This is a genomic window from Aromatoleum toluclasticum ATCC 700605 (genome assembly GCF_000378245.1).
Classification (GTDB): domain Bacteria; phylum Pseudomonadota; class Gammaproteobacteria; order Burkholderiales; family Rhodocyclaceae; genus Aromatoleum; species Aromatoleum toluclasticum.
Map to the genome: position 1 here is coordinate 240151 of NZ_KB899493.1, position 25101 is coordinate 265251.

General features: G+C 67.5%; 17 protein-coding genes and 2 tRNA genes. 2 read left to right on the forward strand and 17 right to left on the reverse strand.

The genetic code is table 11. From position 1 onward, the window contains the following. Positions 1-438 precede the first annotated feature (438 nt). The 14 genes from F464_RS0106640 to rnr form a co-directional block, all read right to left on the reverse strand. Entirely contained in the window at positions 439-2037 is a 1599-nt protein-coding gene (locus F464_RS0106640; protein WP_232428848.1) for an ArnT family glycosyltransferase, read from the reverse strand. Positions 2038-2261: 224 nt separating this feature from the next. After that, positions 2262-5015, reverse strand: a complete 2754-nt coding sequence (locus F464_RS0106645; RefSeq protein ID WP_084600424.1) for a nitrate reductase — start codon at positions 5013-5015, stop codon at positions 2262-2264. Positions 5016-5046: 31 nt separating this feature from the next. After that, positions 5047-6915: a bifunctional protein-serine/threonine kinase/phosphatase gene (locus tag F464_RS0106650; RefSeq protein ID WP_232428846.1), complete on the reverse strand. Its 1869-nt coding sequence runs from the start codon at positions 6913-6915 to the stop codon at positions 5047-5049. Between the two features lie 30 nt (positions 6916-6945). Then, a complete protein-coding gene (locus F464_RS0106655; protein ID WP_018989011.1) occupies positions 6946-8160 on the reverse strand; it encodes a nitrate/nitrite transporter in 1215 nt (404 codons plus the stop codon). 135 nt (positions 8161-8295) lie between these two features. Beyond that, a complete protein-coding gene (gene nirD, locus F464_RS0106660) occupies positions 8296-8631 on the reverse strand; it encodes a nitrite reductase small subunit NirD (RefSeq protein ID WP_018989012.1) in 336 nt (111 codons plus the stop codon). Positions 8632-8646: 15 nt separating this feature from the next. Beyond that, positions 8647-11103 (reverse strand): nitrite reductase large subunit NirB, encoded by a 2457-nt coding sequence (gene nirB / locus F464_RS0106665; RefSeq protein ID WP_018989013.1) that lies wholly within the window; start codon positions 11101-11103, stop codon positions 8647-8649. An 11-nt stretch (positions 11104-11114) separates the two neighbouring features. Beyond that, positions 11115-11882: a uroporphyrinogen-III C-methyltransferase gene (gene cobA / locus F464_RS0106670; protein ID WP_018989014.1), complete on the reverse strand. Its 768-nt coding sequence runs from the start codon at positions 11880-11882 to the stop codon at positions 11115-11117. A 427-nt stretch (positions 11883-12309) separates the two neighbouring features. Beyond that, positions 12310-13680, reverse strand: coding sequence for a hypothetical protein (locus F464_RS0106675; protein WP_018989015.1), 1371 nt, complete (start codon positions 13678-13680; stop codon positions 12310-12312). A gap of 147 nt (positions 13681-13827) precedes the next feature. Further along, positions 13828-14619: an ABC transporter ATP-binding protein gene (locus F464_RS0106680; RefSeq protein WP_026295810.1), complete on the reverse strand. Its 792-nt coding sequence runs from the start codon at positions 14617-14619 to the stop codon at positions 13828-13830. Between the two features lie 18 nt (positions 14620-14637). After that, positions 14638-15576: a nitrate ABC transporter permease gene (ntrB, locus tag F464_RS0106685; RefSeq protein WP_026295811.1), complete on the reverse strand. Its 939-nt coding sequence runs from the start codon at positions 15574-15576 to the stop codon at positions 14638-14640. Positions 15577-15590: 14 nt separating this feature from the next. Then, entirely contained in the window at positions 15591-16850 is a 1260-nt protein-coding gene (locus tag F464_RS0106690) for a CmpA/NrtA family ABC transporter substrate-binding protein (RefSeq protein WP_018989018.1), read from the reverse strand. A 467-nt stretch (positions 16851-17317) separates the two neighbouring features. After that, on the reverse strand, positions 17318-17893 hold the full coding sequence (locus F464_RS0106695; RefSeq protein ID WP_018989019.1) for an ANTAR domain-containing response regulator: 576 nt from the start codon (positions 17891-17893) through the stop codon (positions 17318-17320). Positions 17894-18090: 197 nt separating this feature from the next. Continuing rightward, positions 18091-18897, reverse strand: coding sequence for a 23S rRNA (guanosine(2251)-2'-O)-methyltransferase RlmB (gene rlmB / locus F464_RS0106700; RefSeq protein WP_018989020.1), 807 nt, complete (start codon positions 18895-18897; stop codon positions 18091-18093). After that, positions 18890-21805: a ribonuclease R gene (gene rnr / locus F464_RS27955; RefSeq protein WP_084600425.1), complete on the reverse strand. Its 2916-nt coding sequence runs from the start codon at positions 21803-21805 to the stop codon at positions 18890-18892. The genes rlmB and rnr overlap by 8 nt, the downstream gene beginning before the upstream one ends. 50 nt (positions 21806-21855) lie before the next feature. Here rnr and F464_RS0106710 point away from each other — a divergent pair. Together F464_RS0106710 and F464_RS0106715 are read left to right on the forward strand one after the other, a co-directional pair. Then, positions 21856-21940, forward strand: a tRNA-Leu gene (locus tag F464_RS0106710). Positions 21941-22152: 212 nt separating this feature from the next. Continuing rightward, positions 22153-22237 (forward strand) — tRNA-Leu (locus F464_RS0106715). A 199-nt stretch (positions 22238-22436) separates the two neighbouring features. On the opposite strand, the gene F464_RS0106720 is transcribed toward F464_RS0106715, so the two are convergent. From F464_RS0106720 to F464_RS0106730, 3 genes are read right to left on the reverse strand one after another with little or no spacing between them, the layout of a single operon-like run. Then, positions 22437-23747 carry an adenylosuccinate synthase gene (locus F464_RS0106720; RefSeq protein ID WP_018989022.1) on the reverse strand — a complete coding sequence of 437 codons (1311 nt, stop codon included), beginning with the start codon at positions 23745-23747 and terminating at the stop codon, positions 22437-22439. Between the two features lie 5 nt (positions 23748-23752). Further along, positions 23753-24907 (reverse strand): ATP phosphoribosyltransferase regulatory subunit, encoded by a 1155-nt coding sequence (locus F464_RS0106725; protein WP_018989023.1) that lies wholly within the window; start codon positions 24905-24907, stop codon positions 23753-23755. A 5-nt stretch (positions 24908-24912) separates the two neighbouring features. Beyond that, positions 24913-25098 (reverse strand): DUF2065 domain-containing protein, encoded by a 186-nt coding sequence (locus F464_RS0106730; RefSeq protein ID WP_018989024.1) that lies wholly within the window; start codon positions 25096-25098, stop codon positions 24913-24915. Positions 25099-25101 lie beyond the last annotated feature (3 nt).

Here is a 25101-nt window from a genome sequence, read left to right on the forward strand (position 1 = left end):
GCGGCGCGACGGATGTGTCTCCGCCGTGCCCGATGTACGCCCGCGTGCCACAGGCCCGGAAGTGCAGCCGGGGTATTGTGCCGCAGGCGCCTTTGATTGAGTTTCGACGCCCCGTGTCGGACGCCGGGCGGTATTTTGACGTTGACGTAAACGTCATGCAACCACGTTGCGCCAACACGTTGCCCAAACTGACCGGCGGAGGCGGGATTCCGTGTAACAACAATTGCTCACGACGGTGGCGCCCGGCAGACTGCGCCGCTCGTTCCCTTTTGGAACAGGACGTTGCAAGGCTTCTTCGAGTTTTCCACGCAGACACGGACGTCAGGGCGGAACTACTGGCCAGCCTGACGTCCTTCCTCACGATGGCCTGCATCGTCTTCGTGAACCCGGACATCCTGTCCGCGACGGGCACGCGACGTCATCGCAGCGCGCTGCGCGTCAGAGCGGTGTACGCCAGGCGAAGCGGAACTCTTTCGACGGCAGCTCCGTCCGGCACCGGCCGTTGTCCGCATCGGGCCCGACGACGAACCACTCCGCCCGGGAGGTATCGCCGACCTTGCGGGCCTTCTCCGGCACGAAGCACTGCGACAGCTCGCGCGCGGGGACCAGCGCGAAGGCCTGCGGGTGCGCGCGCAACCACTGCGCGGCCTCGTCGACGCCCGCACGCGACTGGAAGCCGAAATGCACGATCGGCTGGCGCGCGTAGAGCCAGTGCCCTTCGCGCCATTCAATGAGAAGCAGCTCCGCGCCCCCCGTCAACTTGGCGGTCTGGCGCATGACCCCTGCGTGGGGATTGGGTCCATCCTTGATTGGCTCGACGAAACCGGCGACGAACCAGGCGCCGAACCACACCACCGCGACGCCGGTGAATATGCGCCGCAGGCGCGGACGCCCGTCGAACCAGCGCTGCAACAACCATGGCACCAACGGCGCGACCGCCAGCACGATGCCCAGCAGCGCAGGGAAGATGTAGAGCTTGCGCTTGCCGGTGCTGAGCGAGAAGAACAGCACGATCATTACGGCCCAGCCCAACAGCACCAGCAGGCGACCGTCCTTCTTCAGCAGCTGTCGGCGCCATGCCGGCACCAGCCACGGCAGCCCGAAGATGATCGGCGTCCATGCCTCCGGAATGACGTTCGTGAAATAGAACCAGACCGGTTCGCGGTGCATCCAGGCATTGGTGTAGCGCTCGGCCGTCTGCCGCAGCGTGACGTCCTGCAGGTAGGCCAGGCTTTCCGGGTCGCCATGCAGCAGCACGGTGGCGGCGAGAGGAACCGCCCATACGGCGACCGCCGCGATCATCACGACGCCCCCCAGGGCCCAGCGCAGCGGCTCGCCCGGCACGGGTCCGACGCCCTTCCAGCCCTTGCGTACCGCATAGGCGTAGGGCAGGAGCATGAACAGCGGGAGGAAACCGATGACCTTGGTGATCACGCCGAAGCCCATCGCGGCGCAGGCAACGTAGAACCAGCCCCATGCCGGCCCCTGGATCAGGTGGCGCAGCAGTCCGTACGTACCGAGGGCGATCCACAGACACAGCAGGCCGTCGAGCTGTCCCGCGCGGAGCACGTTGTAGGTCTGGAAGCAGGCGAGAAACAGCAGGGCGGCGATGACACCGATGCGGCGGTTCCACCAGCGCCGCCCCAGATCGTACAGGCAGCCGGTTGCCACCGTGCCCGCGATCACGGCCGGCAGGAACAGGGCAAGCTTCGGCGAGCCGGTGACACGGATCAGGAAGGCCACGATCCACATGAAGAGCGGCGGCTTGTCGGGGTAGATCTGCCCGGCCCGATGAGGAATGATCCACGAGCCGTTCTGCAGCATCTCGAGCGCAACGCCAAGGAAGCGCTCCTCGTCCACGTTCGACGGCTCGCGCAGACCCAGACCCGCGCCAATCAGCACGAACGCCAGCAGCATTATCGCGATCAGCCCGGTGCGCGGATGAGTAAGCGTTAGCCAGGGGTGGCGCCGGATCGGGACCGGGCCAAGGACTGAAACGTTGGAGTCGTCGCGCATGCGTTGCTCGATTGTGGCCATCACGGGGCACGCGGCAGGCCAAGGCAGATCCTGCCAAACATGCATGCCGACGGGCCCGGGACATCAGGATAATCGCGAGACAGCACGACGGCTGGCCGCAGGCAAGGCGCGACTCTACCTCGATTTGCGTCAAGAAATCGTCAAATCCATATGTCTTTTCCTGCGCGGGGCAAGGCCCGTTCATCGCGATTGCTCGCGCCGTTTGCGTCAGCCCCTACCCTCGATCAGGCGGCACTTTGCCCGGCCGCGACCATGCGCTTGATCTCGGGCACGCAGGAGCCGCAACTGGTGCCGCATTTCAGCTTCTCCTGCAGCGCATCGAAGCCGACACCGCCGGCGATTGCTGCGGCGATGTCGCTTTCCGACACGTTGAGGCAGTTGCATACGATGCGCCCACGGCTCTTCGCGGCGGCCGGCGGACTCGCCAGCGGCGCGAGGATCCAGCGTCGCAGTTCGGCGGTCGGCTGGCGTTCGACCAGCACGTCGCGCAGCCAGCCGGCGGCGGCGGTTTCGCCGGTGAGGCGCAGGCCGACGAGGAGGCCGTCCTCGATGCGCGCGCGCTTGGTGATGCCGCGGCGCGCATCGCTGTACGCGAGGCAGCGCTCGTCGTCGAGGCCCAGCAGCGCGTCGAGCTCGTCGAGCCAGGCCTGGGGGATCGGCTGGTCGTGCGCGATGCGCAGCACCACGGCGGGATGGTCGCGGCCGGCGAGCGCGAGCGAGGCGTAGGCGAAGCGCTCCAGCCACGGGATGAGGCGTGCGGCGCGCTCGAGGGTGACGCCGGCGGGATCCCTCTCGCCGCCCTCTCCCGTCGTCGCTCCCGTCGTCGCGCCCTCGGGCTCGCCGCGCATGATCAGCGCCTGGTGCGGCAGCTTCGCCTTCTCGACCTGCACCGTGGCGTGCTTGAGTTCCGGCTGCTTCGACCAGGGGTCGAATTCGCGCAGGGTGAGCATGTTGACGCCGCCCGAGTTCAGCGCGTTCGCACCCCAGTGCATCGCGACGAAGGCCTGGCCGGAGCGGATCTCGTTCGACGCGGCCGCGCGCAGCACGATCTCGCCGCGCCGGCTCTTCACGCGCACGAGCTCGCCGTCGCTGATGCCGCGCAGCTGCATGTCGTCGGCGTTGAGCTCGATGCGCGCCTCGTCGACGTGGTTGTAGAGGCGCGCGACCTTGCCGGTGCGGCTCATGCCGTGCCACTGGTCGCGCAGGCGGCCGGTGGTGAGGCGCAGCGGGTAGCGGGCGTCGGCGCGTTCGGCGGTGAGTTTCGTCGTCGGCACGACGAAGCGCGCGCGGCCGTCGGCGGTGGGGAAGCGACCGTCGGCGTAGAGGCGCACGGCGCCTTCGCTCGCGCCTTCGGGGAAGGGCCACTGCTGCGGGCCTCGCGTGTCGAGCAGCGCGTAGCTGAGGCCGGTGATGTCGAGGTCGCGCCCGCGCGTCGTCTGCGCGTGTTCGGCGAAGATCGCTTCCGGACCTGGATAGCCGAACAGGCGCGCGGCCTCGGGCTTGCCGATCCGCGGGCCCAGCCGGCGCGCGAAGTCGCACACGATGTCCCAGTCGGCACGCGCCTCGCCCGGCGCGGGGATGGCGCGATTGACGTGCGTGATGCGGCGCTCTGAGTTCGTCACCGTGCCTTCCTTCTCGCCCCAGGTCGCGGCCGGCAGCAGCAGGTCGGCGAAGGGCGCGGTCTCGGTGTTGCCGTAGGCTTCCTGCAGCACGACGAAGTCGCAGCGCGCGAGCGCCTCGCGCACGCGTTCAAGCTCGGGCAAGGACTGCGCGGGGTTGGTGCAGGCGATCCACACGGCCTTGATGCGGCCGTCGTGCATCGCATCGAAGAGCTCGACGGCGGTGAGGCCGGGTTTTTCCGGCACGTCCGGCACGCCCCACAGGCGCGCGACTTCGGCGCGGTGCTCGGGGTTCGCCAGGTCGCGATGCGCGGACAGCAGGTTCGCGAGGCCGCCGACTTCGCGCCCGCCCATCGCGTTGGGCTGGCCGGTCATCGAGAACGGGCCGCAGCCGGGCTTGCCGATCTTGCCGGTGGCGAGCGACAGCGCGATCAGCGCCGCGCCGTTGTGCGTGCCGTGCGTGGACTGGTTCAGGCCCTGGCACCACAGCGACATCGCGCGCGGCGCTTCGCCCCACCAGCGCGCGGCGCTGCGGATGTCGTCCGCTTTCACGCCGCACACCTCGGCCGCGACCGCGGGCGTGATCTCGCGCACGTGCTCGCGCAGCGCATCGAACCCTTCCGTGTGTTCGCGGATGAAGGCGTTGTCGACGAGGCCTTCCCACAGCAGCACGTTGAGCATCGCGTTGAAGAGCCAGATGTCCGTGCCGGGCAGGATGGGCAGGTGCAGGTCGGCGGTGGCCGCGGTGTCGGTGCGGCGCGGGTCGACGACGATGATCTTCATGTCCGGCCGCGCGGCCTTCGCGTCCTCGATGCGGCGGAAGGCGATGGGGTGCGCATAGGACGGGTTGCCGCCCGCGATCAGCAGGCAGTCGGTCGCGGCGAAGTCCTCGTACGAACAGGGCGGCGCGTCCGCGCCCAGCGTCTGCTTGTAGGCGGCGACCGCGCTCGACATGCACAGGCGCGAGTTGGTGTCGACGTTGTTCGAGCCGATCAGGCCCTTCATCAGCTTGTTGAAGACGTAGTAGTCCTCGGTCAGCAGCTGGCCGGAGATGTAGAACGCCACCGCGTCCGGGCCGTGGTCCTTGATCACGTCGGCGAAACGCTGTGCGGCGGTGCCCAGCGCTTCGTCCCAGCCCACGCGGCGGCGGGCTTCGCCGCGCGCGGTGCGCAGTTCGGGGTACAGCAGGCGCGTCTCGCGGCGCGCGGTGAAGTGCAGCGTGGCGCCCTTGGTGCACAGACGGCCGAAGTTCGCCGGGTGCTCGGGGTCGCCGCGCACGCCGGTGATGCGCGCGCCGTCATGTTCGATGAGGACGCCGCAGCCGACGCCGCAGTACGGGCAGGTGGCTTTCGTTTCCATCGTGATCTCTCCGGGGGTCGTCATCTGTTCTTTATCCGCGCCGACTCAGCAGGTACAGCAAAACCACATTCAGCAGCAGCGACCCCAGCGCGACGATCTTCAGCGTCAGCGTCAGGTTGCGTGTCGCCAGCGGTGCCCGCCGGTGGGTCGCGAGGGGCCGATGGGCGCCGCGTTCGAGCGCGACGAGAAACTCCTCGGCCGTCTCGAAGCGCTCCTTTGGCTCGCGCGCGCAGGCCTTCATCAACACGCTCTCGAGCCACTCCGGCGTGTCCGGCCGGTAGCGCGTCGGGCGCACGGGCTCGCCGAAGCGTGGGGTCTGGAAGGGTTCGACTTCGCCGTAGGGGTACTTGCGCGTCAGCAGTTCGTACAGCGTCACGCCGCAGGCGTAGAGATCGCTCGCCTCGTTGGCCTGCCGGCCGGCGAAAAGCTCGGGCGCCATGTAGGACGGCGTGCCGGGGTTGTTGATCTCGCGCAGCGGTTCGGCCCCATGCGTGCCGTCGGACGCCGCGACGCCGAGGTCGAGCACGCGCAGCTCGCCGTGGCGGTCGAGATGTACGTTGTCGGGCTTGATGTCGCGATGCACGATGCCGAGCCGGTGCAGCGACGCGACCGCGCGCAGCAGCGCGGTGCCGATGGGCACCAGCTCGTGCGCCGCGTAGCGGTGGCCGCGCGCGAGGCTGGCCTTCAGCGTCTCGCCCTCGTGCCAGCTCATCAGGTAATACAGATGGTCGCGCCCCGGGTGCTCGCACACGCGCGGAAAACCGTGGCCGGGCACGCGGCGCGCGAGCCATTCCTCGCGCACCAGCGACGCCATCGCCTCCTCGTCGCCCTCCTCCTGGCGCAGGGTCTTGAGCACCAGCGCGGCGCCGTCGACGATGCGGGTCACGCGGTACAGCAGGGTCACGCGCGACTCGTGCAGCAGCTCCTCGACGCGCAGGCCATCCATCGTCTCGCCGACCTTGAGCCGCGGCGGCAGGGGCAGGCGTCGGCCGCTGGCGAGGCGGTCGCGCAGGTTGTCGGCGGGCACCGCGTCGACGTTGGCGACCAGCGCCGTGCAGTTGTCGGTCGCGCCGCGACGCAGCGCTTCGAGCACGAGCGCGTCGGCGGCGGCCTGCGGTTCGTCCTCGCGCGCGAGCAGCTCGCCCATGCCCGCGTCGCCGAGCGTGTTCCACACACCGTCGCTCACCAGCACGAAACGATCGCCGACCGCCAGCTCGCCGTCGTCGAAGTCGATCAGCAGCTGCGCGTCGAGCCCCACCGCGCGGCGCAGCACGTTGTCGAGTTCGGGGTGCTCCCAGGTGTGATCCTCGGTCAGGCGCCGCAGCGCGCCGTCGCGCCACAGGTAGGCGCGCGAGTCGCCGACGTGCGCGACGTAGTAGCGCCTGCCGCGCAGCACGACGGCCGTGAGCGTCGTCGCCATGCCGGCGTAGTCGCGCGACTTCGCGGACTGCGCGAGCAGCCAGCGGTTGATCGCGCCGACGACCGTGTCGATCGACTTCTCGACGCTCCACGTATCGGGCGTCGCGTAGTAGTCCGCCAGCAGCCCGCGCACCGTGTATTCCGCGGCCTCGCGCCCGTTGGCATGGCCGCCGACGCCGTCCGCGACCGCCAGCATCAGGCCCTTCGCTTCCAGTTCCGCACCTTCCGGGGTCGCCGCGCCGACGAAATCCTCGTTGCGCGGGCGCAGGCCCTGTTCGGTGGCGTGGCCGAGGCGCACGGAGAGCGGCGCGACCTTGCCCGGGCGGCGTCCAGCCGCGGGCGCATCCCCCGCCGCGGAACCGGAAATCCGCTCGGGCTGAGCCTGTCGAAGCCCTGCCGAGCCCCGCCCTTCGACGGGCTCAGGGCGAACGGAAGACGCCCCCTCGAATCGTCGTGCTGACAAGGTCGCAGGCTTGTTCATGCCGGGCTCTCCGCTCGTGCCGTTCGTGGCTCAGATGCGCGCCGACGTGAGGTGCGCCGCACCCCAGGTGGTGCGCCACCGCGTCTTCACCGACGTGAGCCCGATCAGCGCGGCGAGCGCGAGCGCGGCGAAGATCATGAAGCCCATCTGGTAGCTGCCGGTGGCCTGCTTCGCGTAGCCCAGCGAGGACGCGAGGTAGAAGCCGCCGACGCCGCCCGCCATGCCCACGAGCCCGGTCATCACGCCGATCTCCCTGCGAAAGCGCTGCGGCACGAGCTGGAACACCGCGCCGTTGCCCATGCCAAGCGCCAGCATCGCCGCCACGAACACCGCGAGCGCCATCCACGCCTCCGGCAACCCGAGGCCGACAATGGCGAGGAAGACCGCCGCGAACACGTACATCACCGACAGGCTCTTGATGCCGCCGATGCGGTCCGCGACGCGGCCGCCGATCGGGCGCACCATCGAACCCGCGAACACGCAGGCCGCCGTGAAGTAGCCCGCCATCTTCGCATCCAGCCCGTACTGCGTATTGAAGTAGATCGTCAGCGAGGATGCCAGGCCGACGAAGCCGCCGAAGGTCACCGAATAGAAGAACATGAACCACCACGCGTCCTTGTCCTTGAGCACCTTGAAGTACTCGGTCAGCGGCTTCGCGGGCGGGCACTCGGGCGCATCCTTCGCGACCACGAGGTAGAACGCGAACACCGCGATCAGCGGGATCAGCGCGAGGCCGAACACGTTGGTCCAGCCGTAGGCCATCGCGAGCCCCGGCGCGAACAGCGCCGCGAGCGCGGTGCCCGAGTTGCCGGCCCCTGCGATCCCCAGCGCCGTGCCCTGGTGCTCGGGCGGATACCAGCGCGACGCCAGCGGCAGCGCCACCGCGAAGGCCGCGCCGGCGAAGCCGAGGAACACGCCCAGCAGCAGCGTCTGTTCATAAGTGTGGATGCCGAACTGCCACGCGACGAAGAGCGCGCCGATCACGATGACCTGCCCGATCGCGCCGGCCATCTTCGGCTTCAGGTGATCGACCAGCACGCCCATCAGGATGCGCAGGATCGCGCCGGCCAGCACCGGCACCGCGACCATCAGGCCTTTCTGCGCGTGATCCAGGCCGAGGTCCTTGGCGATCTGCACGCCCAGCGGCCCGAGGATGACCCACACCATGAAGGCCAGGTCGAAGTACAGGAAGGAAGCCAGCAGCGTCGGCGGGTGTCCGGCCTTGAGGAAGGATTTCTTGTCCATTGGTACAGCTCCGAAATACGAATGCGGCGATGTAGGGCGGGAGGAGCGAAGCGCATCCCGCCACGCGGCGGTCGGGTGGGGCTTGACGGTCCGATTTGCGGGATACGCCTTCGGCTCCTCCCGCCCTACGTTCCATCAGACTTTCAGCAACACCCGGCCGCCCTCGACCTTCACCTCGAAGGACTTCGTGCAGCCCACATCCGGCGCGACCGCGCTGCCCGAGTCGAGCTCGATCTTCCAGCTGTGCAGCGGGCAGGTAACCTGCCGCCCATGCACGATGCCCTGCGACAGCGGGCCCTGCTTGTGCGGGCACTTGTCGTGCAGCGCGAAGACCTCGTCGTCCGCGTTGCGGAAGATCGCGATGTCCCCGCCGCGCGCCGCCTTCACGACGCGCGAACCGAGCACGGGGATGTCCTCGACGGCACAGATGTCCTTCCAGCCGGCGGCGACGCTGATTTCAAGGGTGTTCATCGATTCGCTCCCGTCTCAGGCTTCAAGGATTTCGAATTCGCGGCGCACCGCGGGCACGGCCTCGGCGGCGTAGCGCTCGGCCCACGGGTCCTTCGCGTCCTGCAGCGCGTACAGCAGCCGCTCGAACAAGGCCTTGCGGTTCTCGGCGTTCTCCAGCACGTGCTTCTTCACGTGCTCCAGACCCACGCGCTCGACGTAATGGACGGTCCGCTCGAGGTAGTAACCCTCTTCGCGGTAGAGCTGCAGGAAGGCGCCCGAGTACTCCATCACTTCCTCGCGCGTCGCGACCTTGCACAGGAACTGCGCCACTTCCGTCTTGATGCCGCCATTGCCGGCGACATAGAGCTCCCAGCCCGAATCGACGCCGATCACGCCGACGTCCTTGATGCCGGCCTCGGCGCAATTGCGCGGACACCCGCTCACCGCGAGCTTCACCTTGTGCGGGCTCCACATGCCGAAGAGCATCTTCTCCAGGTCGATGCCCATCGACATCGAACGCTGCGTGCCGAAGCGGCAGTGCTCGGCGCCGACGCAGGTCTTCACCGTGCGGATGCTCTTGCCGTAGGCGTGGCCCGAAGGCATGCCGAGGTCCTTCCACACGTTCGGCAGGTCCTCCTTCCTGATGCCCAGCAGGTCGATGCGCTGGCCGCCGGTGACCTTCACGGTCGGCACGTGATACTTCTCGGCAACCTCGGCGATGCGCTTCAGCTCCGCCGGCGTCGTCACCCCACCGAGCATCTGCGGCACGACCGAATAAGTGCCGTCCTTCTGGATGTTGGCGTGCGCGCGTTCGTTGATGAAGCGGCTCTGCGGATCGTCCTTCGCCTCGTGCGGCCAGGTCGAGATCAGGTAGTAGTTGAGCGCCGGGCGGCAGGTCGAGCAGCCGTTCGGCGTCTTCCACGACAGCGTTTCCATCGTCTCGGGGATGGTCAGCAGCCTGTGGTCGCGGATCGCCTTCCTCACGTCGCCATGCGACAGCTCGGTGCAGCCGCACACCGCCTTGTCGTGCGCGCTCACCGCCTGATAGGCCCCCCCGACCGTCGACGCCAGGATCTGCTCGACGAGCCCGGTGCAGGAGCCGCAGCTGGACGCGGCCTTCGTGTGCTTCTTGACCTCGTCCAGCGTGAACAGGCCCTTCTCCTTGATCGCCTTGACGATGGTGCCCTTGCACACGCCGTTGCAGCCGCACACCTCGGCCGTGTCGGCCATTGACGCGGCCCGGTTCTCGCCCTTGTGGCCGGCGTCGCCCAGATGGTTCTGACCGAACATCAGGTGGTCGCGGATCGCATGGATGTCCTGGCCGTCCTTCATCAGCTGGAAGTACCACGAGCCGTCCGCAGTGTCGCCGTACAGTACCGAACCCACGATGCGGTTGTTCTTGATGACGATGCGCTTATAGACGCCGCCCTGCTTGTCGTGCAGCACGATGTCCTCGGTGTCCGCCCCGCCCGAGAAGTCGCCCGCCGAGAACACGTCGATGCCCGTCACCTTGAGCTTGGTCGAGGTCACCGAGCCCTCGTAGCGGCCGATGCCGAAGTTCGCGAGATGGTTCGCCGCGACCTTGCCCTGCTCGAACAGCGGCGCGACCAGACCATAGGCGATGCCGCGGTGCGCGACGCACTCACCGACCGCATACACGCGCGGGTCGGTCACGGTCTGCAGCGTGTCCGAGACGTGGATACCGCGCACACGGCCCGTGCCGCAGTAGATGCCGGCCGATTCCGCCAACGCGAAATTCGGGCGGATGCCGGCCGCGACGACGACGAGGTCGGCCGGAATCTCCATGCCGTCCTTGAAGCGCACCGCGGACACGCGTCCACTCTCGCCCCGCACCAGCGCCTCCGTCTGCTTTGACAGCAGGAAGTTCATCCCCTTCGCTTCGAGCGAAGCCTGCAGCATGTCGGCGGCCGGCTTGTCGAGCTGGCGCTCCATGATCCAGTCGGCCAGATGCACGACCGTCACGCTCATGCCGCGCAGCATCAGGCCGTTCGCGGCTTCCAGGCCGAGGAGGCCCGCGCCGATCACGACCGCGTGCTTGTACTGCGTCGAAGCTTCGATCATCGCCTCGGTGTCACCGATGTCGCGGTAGGCGAGCACGCCCGGCAGGTCCGCGCCGGGGATCGGCGGGATGAAGGGCGTCGAACCAGTCGCGATAAGCAGACGGTCGTACTCGGCTTCCGTGCCGTCGGAGGCGATGACCTTGCGCTTGGTGCGGTCGATCTTCGTCACCATCTTGCCGGCGTGCAGCGTGATGGCGTTGTCGCGGTACCAGTCGAGATCGTTGAGCATGATCTCGGGCAGCGTCATCTCGCCCGCGAGCACCGGCGACAGCAGGATGCGGTTGTAGTTGCCGTGCGGCTCGGCGCCGAACACCGTGATGTCGTACAGGTCCGGTGCGAGCTTCAGCAGCTCTTCGAGCGTGCGGCAGCCGGCCATGCCGTTGCCGATCATCACGAGTTTCATCTTTTTCATGGCGGGCTCCTTCAGGCAGCGCGGGAAGCGAATTCGGTGAATGCGGGGACAGCGTCGGCGATGCGGGCTTCGGCGTAGGCCGCGACCTCGCCGATGACGATCAGCGCGGGCGCGGGCAGCGCGGCCTCGCGGGCGCGTTCGGCGATGTCGGCGAGCGTGCCGACCACCTGCTGCTGCGTCGGCAGCGTGCCGTGGGCGATCACCGCGGCCGGCGTCGCACAGGACAGACCGCCCGCGGCGAGGCGCCCGGCGATACGCGGGAGCGCGCCGAGTCCCATGTAGATCACCAGCGTCGTGCCGCTCTTCGCCAGCGCCGACCAGTCCGGTTCAGTGCCGTCCTCGGTGTGACCGGTCACCATCGTCACGCCGAAGCAGTGCGCGCGATGCGTCACCGGGATACCGGCCGCGCCCGCGACCGCGACGCCGGCGGTCAGGCCGTGGATCACCTCGACCTCGATGCCGAGCGCGCGCAGGTAATCCATCTCCTCGCCGCCGCGCCCGAACACGAAGGGGTCGCCCCCCTTCACGCGCGCCACGGTCAGGCCACGGCGGGCGTAGCGCGCCATCGCGCGATGGATGAACTCCTGCGCCGCCGACTTCATCCCCGCGCGCTTGCCCACGCGCAGCACGCGCGCCGTCGGTTTCGCCAGCGCCAGCACTTCGTCCGTCACCAGCGCATCGGCCAGCAGCACGTCGGCCTGTCCGATGGCGCGCGCCGCGCGCAGCGTCAGCAGGTCTGCAGCTCCGGGGCCGGCACCGACGAGAAACACCTTGGCCATGATCGTTCTCCACTTCGTAAGGCGAAAAAAAACGGCGCCACGTCGCCCCCGGGAACTGGGTTCCCGAAGAAACGACGGACGCCGTTGTCCGCATGCCCTGCATCAAGCATTTCAAGCCGGAGCCTCGTTGCCCCGGCCTACGGACTCCTTATCGCAAGATGGGTGCCAGCCCCCACATTGAGACGTAAGCTATTATTTTTAAATCGATTATCCTCGCACCAGCGAGGAAGACCCGGGCACAAGGGGGCGGGACGCAGGCACCATATCGGTGCATGGCGCATGATGCTGCACCACAACATAGCGCCCCCGGCAAGAATGGCGGGAGAAGGATCAGGATTGATCCGGCCTGCGGCAAGGCACCGCAGGCACGCGCAGAGGACGGGCGATCGGCGCACGACACCCCCTGCGGGGGCGCCGCGACGCGGAATTACGCGAAGATCACGATATCGGACGCATCCAGATCGGCCATCCGGCCGGTCACGATGCCGAGCAGGACCGGCGCGGCGCCGTCCCCGTTGCCATCCTCGTCGTAGTAGAGCTTGCCCGACGCCGTATCGTAGATCAGGAAATCGTCCACGCCCGTCTCGTTCGAGCTGGCACCGCTCAACCCGCTGCCCTTGACGAAGTTCGTCGCGGTAAATCCGGCGAGGGACTGGAACTCGTTCGCGTCGAAGCCCAGCTTGTCGACGGTTGCGTCGAAATCATTGATGCGATGCACCGTCGCCTTGGTCACCTTCGTGCCGTCCTGCTTGAACACCGTGGTGCTGGGCGGCGTGAACAGCGTGTCGAACACGAAGGTGTCGCTGCCCGCGCCACCCCAGACCTTGTCCGCCCCCTCGCCGAGGAAAATCAGGTCGTCACCGGCGCCGGTCTTGATCGTATCGTTGCCCGACGCGGCCACACCATCTTCCGCATAGTAGCCGTCCGGATCGATGATGTCGTTGCCGGCACCGGTGGTAATGATGTCGTCACCCGAACCGCCCAGCACGACGTTGTTGCCGTCGCCGGCACGCACGTTGTCGTTGCCGGTGCCCGAGGCGATGAAATCGTCGCCGCTGCCTGCAGTGATGCGATCGGCGCCGTCGTTCTCGTCAATCAGGCCGACCTCGGCAAAGACCGCGTTGCTGCCATTACCGGCATCGACTTTGTCGTTGCCCGTACCCATGTAGATGATGTCGTCGCCGTCGCCCGCCTTGATCGTGTCGTTGCCGGCATTGCCGTCGATGACGTCATCGCCCGTGGTGCCAACCAGCTTGTCGTTGCCGACAGTGCCGATCAGGCCGTCCCACTCGACGACCGACCACAGCAGATTCGAACCGTCGAGGTCGTTCCACTGCCCGGCCGCGCCGAGACCGCCGGCCGGCGCCGGCCACCTGCCCGTCGCGATGGCGAGGAAGTCCTGCGCGCCGCCGAAATCGTCCGGCTCGCTGCCGAGGCTGCCGGAGCCCCAGTTCTGGTAGCCCGCCCCAAGCAGTCTGCCGTCCAGCCACTGCCAACTGCCCTCGCTTTGCACGTCCGAAGCTCCGAGCCAGAGATAGCTCGCGCCGCCGCCGTCCGCGGCTGTCGTTGCCCCCTTGGCGACCGAAGCCTTCAGATTCTTCAGGATCGCGACATTCTCGGCGCTGGAGTCGATCATCGACAGGTAGGACGGCACGATCATCGCCCCGCCTCCCGCTGCCTCCAGTCGGCCGCCATCGCTCCATGCGAGTCCCAGCGCATTCGCCGAGGCATCGCCCCACGTCAGCGGGGCTGTCTCGATCTCGTAGGTGTGTCCGCTGTAGTAAAAGTGCATTGCCATCGCAGTTATTCTCCGGTTCCGGGCGTGGGAGATGATAACCGCGCATCATTGCCTAGTCACCCGTATGTCGTGACATGCGCCGCACGGCCGCACCGAAGAACGCAAGCGCAGGAGGAAGGCAGCGCCCTCCTCCCGGCGAGGCGCCGCTCACGCCGCGCGTTTCAGCTGCTTCTTGTAGAGGAAATCCAGCACCGCCGCGCGGCAGTGCGCGAACTCCGGTTCCTCCGCCAGCGCCAACCGGTCGCGCGGCCGCGCGAGCTTCACGTCGAGGATCTCGCCGATGGTCGCCGCCGGCCCGTTGGTGAGCATCACGACGCGATCCGATAGAAGCACCGCCTCATCGACGTCGTGCGTCACCATCACCATCGTCGCCTTCGTCGCCGCGACGATCTTCACCAGTTCGTCCTGCAGCGTCGCGCGCGTCAGCGCGTCGAGCGCGCCGAAGGGCTCGTCCATCAGCAGGATGCGCGGCTCCATCGACAACGCGCGCGCGATGCCGACGCGCTGCTTCATGCCGCCCGAGATCTCGTGCGGGAACTTCGTCTCGGCGTGCGTGAGCCCGACCAGCGCGAGCGCGTCCTGCGTGCGCTGCTTGAGCCTCGCCTTGCCCTCCTTCGCGCCGAACACGCGGTCCACCGCGAGATGGACGTTGTCGTAGCAGGTCAGCCAGGGCAGCAGCGAGTGGTTCTGGAACACCACCGCGCGTTCCGGGCCGGGGCCGGCGATTTCTCGCCCGTCGCACAGCATCACGCCGGAAGTGGGGCGGGTGAGCCCCGCGATCAGGTTCAGCAGCGTCGACTTGCCGCAGCCCGAGTGCCCGATGAGTGCGATGCTCTCGCCCTCGTGAATGTCGAGATTGATACCCTGCAGCGCCGTGAAGGGGCCATTCTTCGTGCCGAACACCTGCCCGACGTTCTCGATCCGTACGATTTTCTTCATGATGATCTCCTCCACCACTCAGCGGTTTTCGTAGTTGAAGCGCCGCGCTACCAGCATCAACGCCTGCTCGAGGACCAGGCCGACGATGCCGATCACGAAGATCGCGATGATGATGTGCTCGACCTTGAGGTTGTTCCACTCGTCCCACACCCAGAAGCCGATGCCGACGCCGCCCGTGAGCATCTCGGCGGCGACGATCACCAGCCACGCCGTGCCGATCGACAGACGGATGCCGGTGAGCATGTAGGGCAGCACCGCCGGGAACAGGATCTTCGTGAACACCTTCCATTCCGACAGGTTCAGCACGCGCGCAACGTTGAGGTAGTCCTGCGGCACGCGCGTGACGCCCTGCGCGGTGTTGAGGATCATCGGCCAGATCGAGCAGATGAAGATCGTCCAGGTCGCGGCCGGGTCGGCGCGCTGGAACACCAGCAGGCCAATCGGCAGCCACGCCAGCGGCGACACCGGGCGCAGCAGGCTGATGATGGGGTTCATCATCTGCGACAGCACCGCGAAGCGCCCCAGCAGAAAGCCGGCCGGGATGCCGACCAGCGCCGCGATGCCGAAGCCGACGGCGACGCGCTGCAGGGACGCCAGCACGTTCCAGCCTATGCCCTGGTCGTTCGGGCCGGCCTGGTAGAAGGGGTCGGCGAAGATCGTCACCGCCGCGTCCCAGGTCTTGCCCGGGCTCGGGATGCCGCCCCCGTTCATCGTCGCCAGATGCCACAGGCCGACCAGCAGCGCGAGCCCCGCCAGCGGCGGCAGCACCGCCCCGGCGAGCGCGCGCAGCCAGCCCCTCAACGCCGCCCCGGCGCCGTGCCTCGCCCGCGCCGCAGCGCTGCGCACCGTCTCCCCCTTGCCTGCCGCCGGTCGCGCGGCCTTCAGATCCACCACTTTCGCGTCGCTCTCGTCGGCCGCCGGAGCCGGCGCCACGCCCATCGTCGCTGTCGCGCTCATCGCCGGTCCCCCGCTTACGCCCGCACCTTGAACGACCCGGCATACTTCGCCGGATCCCTGCCGTCCCACACCGTGCCGTCGATCAGCTTGTGGCTGCGCATGTCGCTCTTCGGCAGCGGCACGTTCGCCGCGGTGGCGGCCTGCTTGTAGATGTCGATGCGGTTCACCTGCTTCGCGACCGCCAGGTAATCGACGTCCTTGTCGAGCAGACCCCAGCGCCGGTGCTGCGTCAGGAACCACATGCCGTCCGACAGGTAGGGGAAGTTCACCGCCCCGTCGTTGTAGAACTTCATGTAGTTCGGGTCGTCCCAGCTCTTGCCCAGGCCGTTGGAATAGCGCCCGAGCATGCGTTCGAGAATCACGTCCATGTCGGTGTTCACATAGGACTTCTGCGCCACCGTCTCCGCCGTCGTGCGCCGGTTCGGCAGCGACGCGTCGATCCAGCGCCCGGCCTCCAGGATGGCGGCGGTGAGCGCGCGCGCCGCGTTCGGATGCTTCGCGACCCAGTCCGCGGTCGTCCCCAGCACCTTCTCCGGGTGATCGGTCCAGATGTCCTGCGTCGTCACCGCGGTGAAGCCGACCCTGTCCATGATCGCGCGGTTGTTCCACGGCTCGCCGACGCAGAAACCGTCCATGTTGCCCACGCGCATGTTCGCGACCATCTGCGGCGGCGGCACGGTGATGACCTTCACGTCCTTCATCGGGTTGATGTCGTGCGCCGCCAGCCAGTAGTACAGCCACATCGCGTGCGTGCCGGTCGGGAAGGTCTGCGCGAAAGTGTATTCACCCGGCTTCGCCGTGATCAGCTTCCGCAGCCCCGCGCCGTCGGTCACCCCCTGCTCCTTCAGCTTGCTCGCGAGCGTGATCGCCTGGCCGTTGTTGTTCAGGCTCATCAGCACTGCCATGTCCTTCTTCGGCCCGCCGATGCCCAGATGCACGCCATACACCAGCCCGTACAGCACGTGCGCCGCGTCGAGCTCGCCCGACACCAGCTTGTCGCGCACCGACGCCCAGCTCGCCTCCTTGCTCGGGATGATCTTGATGCCGTACTTCTCGTCGAACTTCTGCACCGCCGCCATCACGACCGACGAGCAGTCCGTCAGCGGGATGAAACCGACGCGGATCTCCTTCTTCTCCGGCGCATCCGAGCCTGCCGCCCACGCGCCGCCGCCCACGCCCAATCCCGTCGAACCCATCATCGCCGCTCCCGAAAGCGCCACCGTCCGCCGCACGAACTCCCGTCGCGACATGCTCTTGTCCTCGAACGCACTCATCTTCATCTCCCTGCAGGCCGAAAAACGAAAACGGCGCACATCGCCCGCAGCGAATCGCGAGGATTCCGCCACAGGGATGGACGCCGTTGTCCGTAGCTTGCACGACCCCGACATTGGGGCCGGTCAATCCGTCGTCGAACCGCCATTGATCCGACTCGGATCTCCTTTAGCAGGGGCTGTGCCAGAGGCAGGAGAAAGCTCGGAAACCCTTTCGCACAGGGCCTTCCGTCCCACGATGAAGGAGGACGAACGGGTATCCCGGGGGTCCGAGGGCGCACTATTGCAGTGCACCAAGAAGGGCTTTCGCACCAATGGCGCGCGCCAGGACCGGTACGGTGTAGGACCGGTACGGTGTAGGACCGGTACGGTGTAGGACCGGTACGGTGTAGGGCGGGTGCGGTGTAGGGCGGGTGCGGTGTAGGGCGGAAGGAGCGCAGCGCATCCCGCCACGGCCGTCCCGAGAATGGCTACAACAGGTACTTCGCCATGTCGATGAGATCCTGCGCGACCGCCGCCATCGGCTTCGCGCGCTCCATCGCCAGCTTGCGCAGCGTCGCGTAGGCCTCGGCCTCATCCAGCCCGCGCGACTTCATCAGCAGGCCCTTCGCGCGGTCGATCAGCTTGCGCTCCGAGAGCTTCTTCGTCGCCGCCGCAAGCTCGCTGCGCAGCGCCTGATGCTCCTCGAAGCTCGCCACCGCCACGTCGATCACCGGCTTCAGGCGCTGCGGATCGAGGCCGTCCACGACGTAGGTCGACACGCCCGCCTTCACCGCCGCGCGTATCGTCTCCTGGTCGCCTTCCTGCGCGAAGATGATCACCGGCCGCGGCATCTCCGCGTTCATCACCGCGAGGTTCTCCAGCGTGTCGCGCGACGGCGCATCCGTCTCGATCAGGATCACGTCCGGCCGGATCGCCTCGATCTGCGCCGACAGGTCCGACGAAGACGCGAGCACCGCCGCCACCTGATGACCGGCGAGCGCCAGCCCGGCACAGATTTCCGCCGCCCGGGCACGTGATTCATCGATGACGAGTACGCGAAGCATGTCGAAGATTATGCAAGATCCGCGCCGCCGTGAACCGGAAAACGGAGACGCCCCCGTAGGGCGGGAGAAAGCAAGTGTATCCCACCGATCCCGCCGTGATGCCGGGCGCAACCGACGGAACCCCGGACGAGCGGCGGGACTTCATCCCGCCCTGCTGACGCCGAAGCCGCTCACACGACCATGCCAGGTCGCCGCGCTCAGCCGCCGCGCTGACGCCGCGCCTCGAACAGGCAGATGCCGCTCGCGACCGACACGTTGAGACTCTCGACCGTCCCAAGCATCGGGATCTTCGCCAGCTCGTCGCAGGTCTCGCGCGTCAGCCGCCGCAGCCCCTCGCCTTCGGCGCCCATCACCCACGCGACCGGACCCTTCTGGTCGATCTCGTACACCGACTTCTCGGCCTCGCCCGCAGCGCCCACCACCCACACGCCGGCTTCCTGCATCTCGCGCAGTGCGCGCGCGAGGTTGGTCACCGTGACGTAGGGCACCGAATCGGCCGCGCCGCTCGCGACCTTCACCGCCGTCGCGTTGAGCCCGACCGCGCGGTCCTTCGGCGCGACCACCGCGTGCGCGCCCGCCGCGTCCGCGACGCGCAGACAGGCGCCGAGGTTGTGCGGATCCTGCACGCCGTCGAGCACCAGGATCAACGCGTTCTCTTCCAGCACGTCGAGCACGTCGGCGAGCTTGAGGTCGCGGCTGCGCGCATCGACGCGCGCGATGACGCCCTGATGGCGCCGCGTGCCGACCATGCCGTCGAGGCGGTCGGACTCCGCCTGAATCATGCGCACCTTCTGCGCCTCGGCCAACCGTACGACGTCCTTCGAACGCGCATCGGTCCGGCTCGACGACAGGTACAGCTCGAACACCGCCTCGGGGTCGCGGCGCAGTTTGCCCAGCACGGCATGGAAGCCGTAGATCAGGCGCGACTCGGTGCGCCCGCCGGCGGGCGCGTCATCGTTGCCCGGCTGCTGCGGGCGGGAACGGCTTGTAGGTTTGTTAGCCACGGCGTTTCACTTTCCTGGAGGATCCTGCTGTTTCGTTGTTCGTTTCGGCCGCTGCGGGCTTCTTCGCCCGAGGTGCCTTCGCCGCTTTCACGGCCTTGACCTCTTTCCCGGGCGAGACGTCGCCCGCATCTTCCGCAGTCTTGGGCGCCGTTGCCGTCACCGTCTTCGCGGCCTTCACCGCTTTCGCTGCCTTAGACCCGCTCGGCGCCGGCGCAGGCACGGACGCCGCCTTCGCGCCCTTCTTCGCCCGCGCGACGGGCTTGACCGCTTCCGCCGGAGCCGGCCCAACGGCCTTCACCGCGTTCGCGCGCTTTCCGGCGCCGGCAGCCTTCACTTCCGGAGGCGCTTTCGCAGCCTGCTTCGCCTGCTTCGCCTGCTTCGCCTTCGCCGCCGTCGCGTCGGCCTTGTCCGCGACATCCGTATGCACCGGGCGAGCCGCGGGCTTGGGGGCCGCCTTCCCGGCCTTTTTCGCGCCCTCTGCCTTTGCCGGCTTCACCGCCACGGGACGTTCATCGACGGTCGGCGCTTCAGCCACAGCCACCGTTGCCTTGGCCTTCACGGCCTTGCGAGCGCCTGAAGAGGCCCTGGACTTGCCCGTCTTCTCCGCCGGCTCGATCACCACCGCTGCCGCGACGACGGCCTCCGGGGCCTTCGCCCCCTTGTCCTTCGCAGTCTTGCCTGCCCGCTCGGTCGCCCGCTGCGCGCCTTCGATCAGCCGGAAGTCGATCTTGCTCGTCTCGAGATCCACCCGGACGACCTGCACGCGCACGCGATCCGACAGGCGGTGGCGCACGCTGGTGCGCTCGCCGGCAAGCTCGTGGCGCGTCTCGTCGAAGTGGAAATAATCGCTGCCGAGGTCCGAAATATGGACCAGCCCTTCGATGAAAATGTCGTCGAGGGCGACGAAGAGGCCGAAGGGTACCACCGCCGACACGCTGCCGGAAAACTCCGCACCGACCTTGTCCTGCATGTAATAGCACTTCAGCCACGCGACGACATCGCGCGTCGCGTCGTCCGCGCGCCGCTCGGTCGACGAGCAGTGCAGGCCGATCGCATCCCAGTCGCCGGCCGCGTAGAGACGGTTCTCCAGCGCCGCCTTGATCGAACGATGCACCAGCAGGTCGGGATAGCGGCGGATCGGCGACGTGAAGTGGGTGTAGGCCTCGTACGCCAGGCCGAAGTGCCCGACGTTGTCCGGGCTATACACCGCCTGGCGCAGCGAGCGCAGCATCACCGTCTGCAGCAGTTGCGCGTCCGGCCGGTCCTTGACCTTCTCCAGCAGCTTCGCGTAGTCGCCCGCCTTCGGATCGTCACCTCCGCCGACGCCGAGCCCGAACTCCGCGAGGAAGCCGCGCAGCTTTTCCAGCTTCTCCGGCGTCGGGCCCTCATGCACGCGGTACAAGGCCGGGTGTTCGCGTTCCTGCAGGAATTCCGACGCACACACGTTCGCAGCGAGCATGCACTCCTCGATCAGGCGGTGCGCGTCGTTGCGCACCTCGGGCACGATGCGGTCGATCTTGCCCGTGTCGTCGAAGATCATGCGCGTCTCGGTCGTCTCGAAATCGATCGCACCGCGCTTCGCGCGCGCCTTCAGCAGTACGCGGAACAGCTTGTCGAGGTTTTCCAGGTGCGGCAGCAACGCGCCGACCGTATCCAGCGCGGCCTTGTCCTTGTCGTACAGGGCCGCCGCGACCTGGTTGTAGGTCAGGCGGGCGTGCGAGAACATCACCGCCGGGTAAAAGCGGTAGGCCTTGATTTCCCCCGTCGGGCCGATGCTCATGTCGCACACCATGCACAGGCGCTCGACCTGCGGGTTGAGCGAACACAGGCCGTTGCTCAGCTTCTCGGGCAGCATGGGGATCACGCGCCGCGGGAAATACACCGAATTGCCGCGATCCTGGGATTCCACGTCCAGCGCACTGCCCGGCTGCACATAGTGCGACACATCGGCGATCGCGACGATCAGGCGGTAGCCGCGTCCCTGCCGCTCGCAATACACCGCGTCGTCGAAATCCTTCGCCGTTTCGCCGTCTATCGTCACGAGCGGCAGCTTCGTGATGTCCTCGCGCCCCGCCCAGTCCTTCCTGCGCACGGCGGCCGGCAGCTTGCGCGTCTCGGCCTTCGCCTCGGAAGAGAACTCGAACGGCAGCTCGTGCTTGCGCAGGGCGATCTCGATTTCCATGCCCGGATCCGCGTAGTTGCCGAGCACCTCGATCACGCGGCCGATCGGTTGCGCGAACTTGGTCGGTTGTTCGATCAGCTCGACGGTGACGACCTGGCCCGGCAAGGCCTTCTTGCCCCCCGGCGCCACCAAGATGTCCTGCGCGATACGCCGGTTCTCCGGTACGACCACCTGCACCCCATGCTCGTTCAGCACGCGGCCGACGATGCGCGTGTTTGCGCGCTCCAGCACCTCCACGACCTTGCCCTCGGGACGGCCGCGACGGTCGAGGCCCGTGATGCGGACGATCACGCGATCGCCGTGCAGCACCTCGCGCATCTCCTTCGGACCGAGGAACACGTCGGGCTGAGCGTCGTCGCGGATCAGGAAACCGAAACCGTCCGCATGTCCCGACACGCGCCCGCGAATCAGATCGGCCTTGTTCGGCAGCAGGTAGGCATCGCGCCGGTTGCGCAACAGCTCGCCGTCGCGCTGCATCGCGCGCAGGCGACGCTCGAAGAGTCCCGCTTCGTCCGGACTCACGTCGAGCGCGGCGCACAGCTCCTGCAAACTCATGGGCACGCCCTGCTCGGCGAGCGTCTGTTGGACGTATTCCCGACTCGGCAGGGGGTGATCGTACGTGGCGGACTCCCGCTCGTAGAACGGATCGGCACTGCGGACGGGGCTGGGTTTGCGTTGGCTGCCACCTGCTGCGGCCTTGGGCGTTTTCCCTTTTTCTTTTTTCATTGTTTTACTCGTTGACATTCAAAATTTGGCGCTTATAATGCGCGGCTCTTGCCCAGATGGCGGAATTGGTAGACGCACTAGTTTCAGGTACTAGCGCTGCAAGGCGTGGAGGTTCGAGTCCTCTTCTGGGCACCAGTTCTACAGGAAAGCCGACCTTGTGTCGGCTTTTTTGTTGCCGATCGCCGACCGATCCCGCGACGAGGCTGCAGCGGGACGACACGGCTCCCGCCACTCCGGGGGTCGCCTTCCCGAACCGCCAGTGGCGGGATACGCTGCGCTGCTCCCGCCCTACGATGACCGAATCCCTCTTGGCCATCCGCAAACAAGTCGCTATAATGCGCGCTCTTGCCCAGATGGCGGAATTGGTAGACGCACTAGTTTCAGGTACTAGCGCTGCGAGGCGTGGAGGTTCGAGTCCTCTTCTGGGCACCATATCCAGGCAAAAGCCGGTCGAAAGACCGGCTTTTGCTTTTTGTGCTGCCCGTTCGAACCGGCCACATTCGCCAGCACCGAACCCCGCCCCGCGAACGGCAACGCTGCCCGACGACGCACCCGCCGGAACCGGCGGGTGCACGGGGCCGGTCGGTGCCGACCCCGGGTCGTTCAGCGTTTCCGTACCCGTCAAGCCCGCTCAGGCTCCGAACGGATGGCGGCGCAGGATGGTCTCGTCGCGCTCGGGGCCGGTCGAGATCACGTCGATCGGCACCTCGATGATTTCCTCGATGCGGTGCAGATAGGCGCGCGCCTCCTGCGGCAGCGCGTCCCAGCTCTGCGCGCCGAAGGTCGTGCCGCTCCAGCCGGCCATCGTTTCGTAGATCGGCTCGCAGCGCGTCACTTCCTCCGAGCCCATCGGCAACAGGTCGATGCGCTGGCCGTCGAGCATGTAGCCCGTGCACAGCTTCAGCTCCGACAGGCCGTCGAGCACGTCGAGCTTGGTGATGCACAGCCCGGTCACGCCGTTGATGATGATCGAGCGCTTCAGCGCGGCGAGGTCCAGCCAGCCGCAGCGGCGCTTGCGCCCCGTGACGGTGCCGAACTCGCGCCCCTTGGTCGACATCTGGTGACCGGGCACGCCGGCGGTGTCGATGTCGAGCTCGGTCGGGAAGGGTCCGCCGCCGACGCGCGTGCAGTAGGCCTTGGTGATGCCCAGCACGTAGTGCAGGCGGCCCGGGCCGACGCCGGAACCGGCCGCGGCCTGGCCCGCGACGCAGTTGCTCGACGTGACGAAGGGGTAGGTGCCGTGGTCGATGTCGAGCAGCGTGCCCTGCGCGCCCTCGAACAGCAGGCTGCCGCCGGCCTTGTTGACCGCGTACAGCTCGGCCGAGACGTCGGCCACCATCGGACGGATCTCTTCGGCGTCGGCCATCGCCTGGTCGAACACGGTCTGGAAGTCGACCGCATCGGCGCCCAGATGCTGGGTCAGCACGAAGTTGTGGTATTCGAGGTTCGCGCGCAGCTTGTCGGCGAAGCGCTCGCGGTCGAACAGGTCATACACGCGTAGCGCACGGCGGGCGACCTTGTCCTCGTAGGCCGGGCCGATGCCCTTTCCGGTCGTGCCGATCTTGTCGGAGGCGCTCTTCGCCGCCTCGCGCGCGCGATCGAGCGCCGAGTGATAACCGAGGATCAGCGGGCAGCCCGGGCTGATGCGCAGGCGCTCGCGCACCTTGATGCCGCCGGCTTCGAGCACGCGGATCTCGGACAGCAGGTGATGCGCGTCGAGCACCACGCCATTGCCGATATAGCAGGCGACGCCTTCACGCACGATGCCCGACGGCACGAGGTTGAGCTTGTATTCGTTGGCGCCGATCACCAGCGTATGGCCGGCGTTGTGGCCACCCTGGAAGCGCACCACACCCTTGGCATGATCGGTGAGCCAGTCAACGATCTTGCCCTTGCCCTCATCGCCCCACTGGGTACCGACAACCACTACGTTCTTTGACATTTACTTCATTCTCCCTGAAGCGCCCCGACCGTCCAGCGGCCGTCACGCTCGATCAGTTGCCGGTCGCAACCGGCCTCCTTCCAGCTTCCTTCATGTCCCGGCAGGGCCGTCATCACGACCTCTCCCTGCGCACGCAGTTGCGCGACCGCAACCTGCAGAGCCTCATTCGCGACTGCCGGCGCAAGGATGGCGCCCGGCTCGGTCGCATCGGGCAGATGCAGGGCCAGCTCGCGCAGGTCGAGGCTGAAGCCCGTCGCCGGCCTGGCGCGGCCGAATGCCTGACCGATACTGTCGTAGCGCCCGCCGAGCGCAAGTGCAGCGGGCGAGCCGCTGCCGTAGGCTGCGAACACCACTCCGTTGTGATAGTGGTAGCCGCGCAGATCGGCAAGGTCGAAACTGATCGGCAGGTCCGCGAGCGCAGCCGCGAGCGTGCTCAAGTCATCGAGCGCGGCGCGGATCTCGGGCTCGTCGGGCAGGCAGCGGCGCGCCTCGTCCAGCACGTCTGCGCCGCCATACAGCGCCGGCAAGGCCAGCAACGCCGAACGCGCCGGCTCCGCAACGTCAGCCAGCAGCTCGCGCAGGCCCGGCACGTCCTTCGCCTGCAACAGGTCGAAAAGCTCCTCCTCGCGCTCCGGCACCATCCCGGCACGAGCAGCGAGCACACGGAACAGGCCGACATGCCCCAGATCGATGCGGCTGGCCGGCACTTCCGCGAGGCGCATCACTTCGGAGAGCAGGCGCACGATCTCGATGTCGGCGTCGATGCCGGCATGGCCGTAAAGCTCAGCACCGAGTTGAAGAGGCTCGCGCGTAGCGGTGAGCGTCGAAGGCAGTGCGTGCAGCACGCTGCCGCAGTAACACAGGCGCGACACCCCCGCACGGTTGAGCAGGTGCGCGTCGATGCGGGCGACCTGCGGCGTCATGTCGGCACGCACGCCCATCGTCTTGCCCGACAACTGGTCGACCAGCTTGAAGGTGCGCAGCTTGAGATCCTGCCCTGCCCCGGTGGTCAGCGAATCGAGGTATTCGAGCAGCGGCGGCACGACCAGCTGGTAGCCATGGCTGCGGAAGGCGTCGAGCAGGCGCCGGCGTAGGCGCTCGAGCTTTTCGGCTTCGGACGGCAGCGCGTCCTGGATGTGATCGGGAAGAACCCAGCGCATGATACTCACGAGAACAGAAACAGCAGCACCACGCCGATCAGCATCGAGGTCAGTCCGATGAAACGGATCTGGCCGTCGGCCATGTGCGCGAGCCGCAAAAAAGTTTCGCGCCAGGCGGCTGGCGCGACAAAGGGCAGGATGCCTTCGATCACCAACATCAGTGCGAAGGCCATCAAAAGCTTGTTGCTCATGAG

What these genes read in the sequence shown, in the direction of transcription:
- F464_RS0106640 (WP_232428848.1), bottom strand. Translation starts at nt 2,037, where the DNA reads ATGGCCACAATCGAGCAACGCATGCGCGACGACTCCAACGTTTCAGTC.
- F464_RS0106645 (WP_084600424.1), bottom strand. Translation starts at nt 5,015, where the DNA reads ATGGAAACGAAAGCCACCTGCCCGTACTGCGGCGTCGGCTGCGGCGTC.
- F464_RS0106650 (WP_232428846.1), bottom strand. Translation starts at nt 6,915, where the DNA reads ATGAACAAGCCTGCGACCTTGTCAGCACGACGATTCGAGGGGGCGTCT.
- F464_RS0106655 (WP_018989011.1), bottom strand. Translation starts at nt 8,160, where the DNA reads ATGGACAAGAAATCCTTCCTCAAGGCCGGACACCCGCCGACGCTGCTG.
- nirD (WP_018989012.1), bottom strand. Translation starts at nt 8,631, where the DNA reads ATGAACACCCTTGAAATCAGCGTCGCCGCCGGCTGGAAGGACATCTGT.
- nirB (WP_018989013.1), bottom strand. Translation starts at nt 11,103, where the DNA reads ATGAAAAAGATGAAACTCGTGATGATCGGCAACGGCATGGCCGGCTGC.
- cobA (WP_018989014.1), bottom strand. Translation starts at nt 11,882, where the DNA reads ATGGCCAAGGTGTTTCTCGTCGGTGCCGGCCCCGGAGCTGCAGACCTG.
- F464_RS0106675 (WP_018989015.1), bottom strand. Translation starts at nt 13,680, where the DNA reads ATGGCAATGCACTTTTACTACAGCGGACACACCTACGAGATCGAGACA.
- F464_RS0106680 (WP_026295810.1), bottom strand. Translation starts at nt 14,619, where the DNA reads ATGAAGAAAATCGTACGGATCGAGAACGTCGGGCAGGTGTTCGGCACG.
- ntrB (WP_026295811.1), bottom strand. Translation starts at nt 15,576, where the DNA reads ATGAGCGCGACAGCGACGATGGGCGTGGCGCCGGCTCCGGCGGCCGAC.
- F464_RS0106690 (WP_018989018.1), bottom strand. Translation starts at nt 16,850, where the DNA reads ATGAGTGCGTTCGAGGACAAGAGCATGTCGCGACGGGAGTTCGTGCGG.
- F464_RS0106695 (WP_018989019.1), bottom strand. Translation starts at nt 17,893, where the DNA reads ATGCTTCGCGTACTCGTCATCGATGAATCACGTGCCCGGGCGGCGGAA.
- rnr (WP_084600425.1), bottom strand. Translation starts at nt 21,805, where the DNA reads ATGAAAAAAGAAAAAGGGAAAACGCCCAAGGCCGCAGCAGGTGGCAGC.
- F464_RS0106720 (WP_018989022.1), bottom strand. Translation starts at nt 23,747, where the DNA reads ATGTCAAAGAACGTAGTGGTTGTCGGTACCCAGTGGGGCGATGAGGGC.
- F464_RS0106725 (WP_018989023.1), bottom strand. Translation starts at nt 24,907, where the DNA reads ATGCGCTGGGTTCTTCCCGATCACATCCAGGACGCGCTGCCGTCCGAA.
- F464_RS0106730 (WP_018989024.1), bottom strand. Translation starts at nt 25,098, where the DNA reads ATGAGCAACAAGCTTTTGATGGCCTTCGCACTGATGTTGGTGATCGAA.